The 2,921-nt window shown below is 72.3% G+C and carries 2 protein-coding genes and 1 pseudogene; 1 reads left to right on the top strand and 2 read right to left on the bottom strand.

The window, feature by feature from the left end:
* Positions 1 to 201: 201 nt before the first annotated feature.
* Both ACFWIS_RS36540 and ACFWIS_RS36535 read right to left on the bottom strand, forming a co-directional pair.
* A pseudogene (locus ACFWIS_RS36540) lies at positions 202 to 602 on the bottom strand (response regulator); the annotation flags it as partial.
* 320 nt (positions 603 to 922) lie between these two features.
* Complete coding sequence (locus ACFWIS_RS36535) at positions 923 to 1,585, bottom strand: DUF3000 domain-containing protein (protein ID WP_380461867.1); 663 nt, start codon at positions 1,583 to 1,585, stop codon at positions 923 to 925.
* Between the two features lie 236 nt (positions 1,586 to 1,821).
* Between ACFWIS_RS36535 and hemE the strand changes: the two genes are divergently transcribed.
* A complete protein-coding gene (gene hemE / locus ACFWIS_RS36530; protein ID WP_380461871.1) occupies positions 1,822 to 2,835 on the top strand; it encodes a uroporphyrinogen decarboxylase in 1,014 nt (337 codons plus the stop codon).
* Positions 2,836 to 2,921: the final 86 nt, after the last annotated feature.

The raw sequence follows: 2,921 nt of genomic DNA, 5'->3' as shown, positions 1-2,921 counted from the left end.
ACTTTTTTTGTAATTTTTTGGTGGGTTGGTTTTTTTTTTTATTACAAGGCCACCACGACGTGGGGCCGGTACTGGGGGGGGTGGGGGTTCGGGGGGGGTCGGGGGGCGCGGGGGGCGCCCGGCGCACCCGGAGCGCCGGCGGCGCCCGGCATGCCCGGCATCCCGGGGCGGCGCATCCGGCCGGCCAGCCCGGCGGCACCGAGCGGCAGGCCGGGACGGCCGGGCATCGCGACATTGGTGCGGGTGCCGGTGACCACGTATCCCTTGACGCCTCCGGCCAGTGCGCTGCGGACGGCGCCGATGTCGTCGGCGGCGGAGAGGGCCAGGCCGTTGGGCCAGCCCGCGGCGCGGGTCTCGGCAAGGATGGTCAGCCCGGAGCCGTCCGGCAGATGGACGTCGGCGACGCAGATGTCACGCGGGGTGGAGACCCGGGGGCGGGCCTCGGCGATCGAGGACACCTCGATCACGTCGCGGACGCCGAGCGCCCAGAGGTGACGGGTGACAGTGTTTCGGACGCGGGGATCAGCGATGACCACCATGGCGGTGGGCTTGGTCGGGCGGTAGGCGACCACGTTTGCGGGGTGCTCAAGAAGGACCGACACCAGGCCTCCTGCGGGGAGTGGCGGACGGAACCCCGAGGGGGCGGTCGGAGTGTTCCGCGTTCGGAAAGGGTCACAGTCTGCTTCGGCAGCTACCGTGCCCGGCTTTAGCGAAAGATCACGATCTAGTGAGTAACAATACGGACAAATCGCGCATATGACTGATGCGACATGCCTGGAATTCGTACAAAATCGATCAGATTCGTCATGAATCGGTCGTCGTTGACCAGGTAATTGACGCAGAGCGGGATCGAAGTCACACTCCGTCAGCCCTGGGGGTGGCCGGCGGGGCCGGAGGCGACGTCCGGCCCGGACACCACCCGTCAGTGCGACCGGGGGCGTCGCCGGGCGGGCATCGGGACCACTCCACCGAGTGACGTGACCTCGCTCGGGCCCTGCGGGGCCGGGGTGACCGGCGGCAGGCCGGCGCTGATGCAGAGCAGGTCGCCCCAGGCCGCCAGGTGCCGCTCGAAGCGGCCGTCGGCCGGGGTCCAGGAGGCCCGGATCTCGATCTCGGTCGAGGAGGGGCGGTCCGCCAGACCGCCGAAGTACTGCGAGGCGCAGCGGGTCACCGTGCCGGACGGCTCCGCGTAGCCGGCGCCGTGCGCCTGCAGGGCGTCCAGCAGCCAGGCCCAGCCGACCTCGGAGAGCATCGGGTCGCCGGCCATCTCCGGCTCCAGCTCGGCCCGGGTCATGGTGACCACCCGGAACTCCCCGTTCCAGGCCTCCTGCCCGGCGGGGTCGTACAGCAGCACCAGCCGGCCGTCGGCCAGCTCCTCGCCGTCCGCCTCCACGGTGGCGGTCAGCGCGAACGCGTGCGGGGCCAGCCGGCGCGGGGCCGGCGCGGGGGAGAGCTGGACCTCGGGCCGCAGTCGCGCCCCGTCGAGGGCCTCCACGGCGGCCCGGAACTCGCTCGGCGCCCCCTCCCGACCCGTTCCGCCACCTGTTCCGCCACCCTGTGCGGGGTGCCCGCCGACCGCTGCCATGACCCGAAGACTAGGTCGAAACCCCGGGTTATCGCCGCAACTTCCGTCCGAGCGGCGTGCCGGAACGGCAAACCCGGCCAGATCTTGGAGGAACCGACGAGACCGCCCGAGAGGGGCGCCCCCGGGCGCATGCGAAGATTTGACCCGTGAGCGAGACTACGGCAGACCCGACGGCGGCCACCCCCGACGGCCGAACCACCCCCGCGCCCCGCGGCGCCGCGTACGACTCCGCGTTCCTGCGCGCCTGCCGGCACGAGCCGGTGCCGCACACGCCGGTGTGGTTCATGCGCCAGGCCGGGCGCTCGCTGCCCGAGTACCTCAAGGTCCGCGAGGGCATCCCGATGCTGGACTCCTGCATGCGGCCCGAGCTGGTCAAGGAGATCACCATGCAGCCCGTGCGCCGGCACGGGGTGGACGCCGCGATCTTCTACAGCGACATCGTGGTGCCGCTCAAGGCCGTGGGCGTCGACGTGGACATCAAGCCCGGCATCGGCCCGGTCATCGCCGACCCGATCCGCAGCTTCGAGGACCTCCAGCGGCTGCGCCCGCTCGAGCCCGACGACGTCCCCTACATCACCGAGGCCGTCGGCCTGCTGGTGGACGAGCTCGGCGGGACCCCGCTGATCGGCTTCGCGGGTGCGCCGTACACGCTCGCCAGCTACCTGATCGAGGGCGGGCCGTCCAAGAACCACGAGAACACCAAGGCCATGATGTACGGGCAGCCCGAGCTGTGGGCCGCCCTGCTGGACCGGCTCGCCGACATCACCTCCGCCTTCCTCAAGGTGCAGATCGAGGCCGGCGCCTCCGCGATCCAGCTGTTCGACTCCTGGGTCGGCGCGCTCGCCCCGGACGACTACCGCCGCTCGGTGATGCCCGCCAGCGCCAAGGTCTTCGACGCCGTCGCCTCCTACGGGGTGCCGCGGATCCACTTCGGCGTCGGCACCGGCGAGCTGCTCGGGCTGATGGGCCAGGCCGGCGCGGACATCGTCGGCGTCGACTGGCGGGTGCCGCTGAACGTCGCGGCCGAGCGGGTCGGCCCGGGCAAGGGGCTGCAGGGCAACCTCGACCCGGCGGTGCTGTTCGCGCCCACCAAGGTCGTCGAGACCAAGGCCCGCGAGGTGCTGCACGCCGCCCAGGCGGTCGGCAGCAGCGGCCACATCTTCAACCTCGGCCACGGCGTGATGCCGTCCATGGACCCGGACGCGCTCAGCCGGCTGGTCGCCTTCGTGCACGAGGCCAGCGCCCGCTGACGCCCCGCGGTGGCGGGCCCCCGGGGAGCCGGGGGCCCCCCCCCCCCCCCAGCACGGCCGGGGGCCGCGCGAACCCGCGAGCGGGG

It is taken from the genome of Kitasatospora sp. NPDC127060 (assembly GCF_042724935.1).
Taxonomy (GTDB): domain Bacteria; phylum Actinomycetota; class Actinomycetes; order Streptomycetales; family Streptomycetaceae; genus Kitasatospora.
Note: the sequence above shows the minus strand (reverse complement) of the source record. Positions and strands in the feature narration are given on the sequence as shown.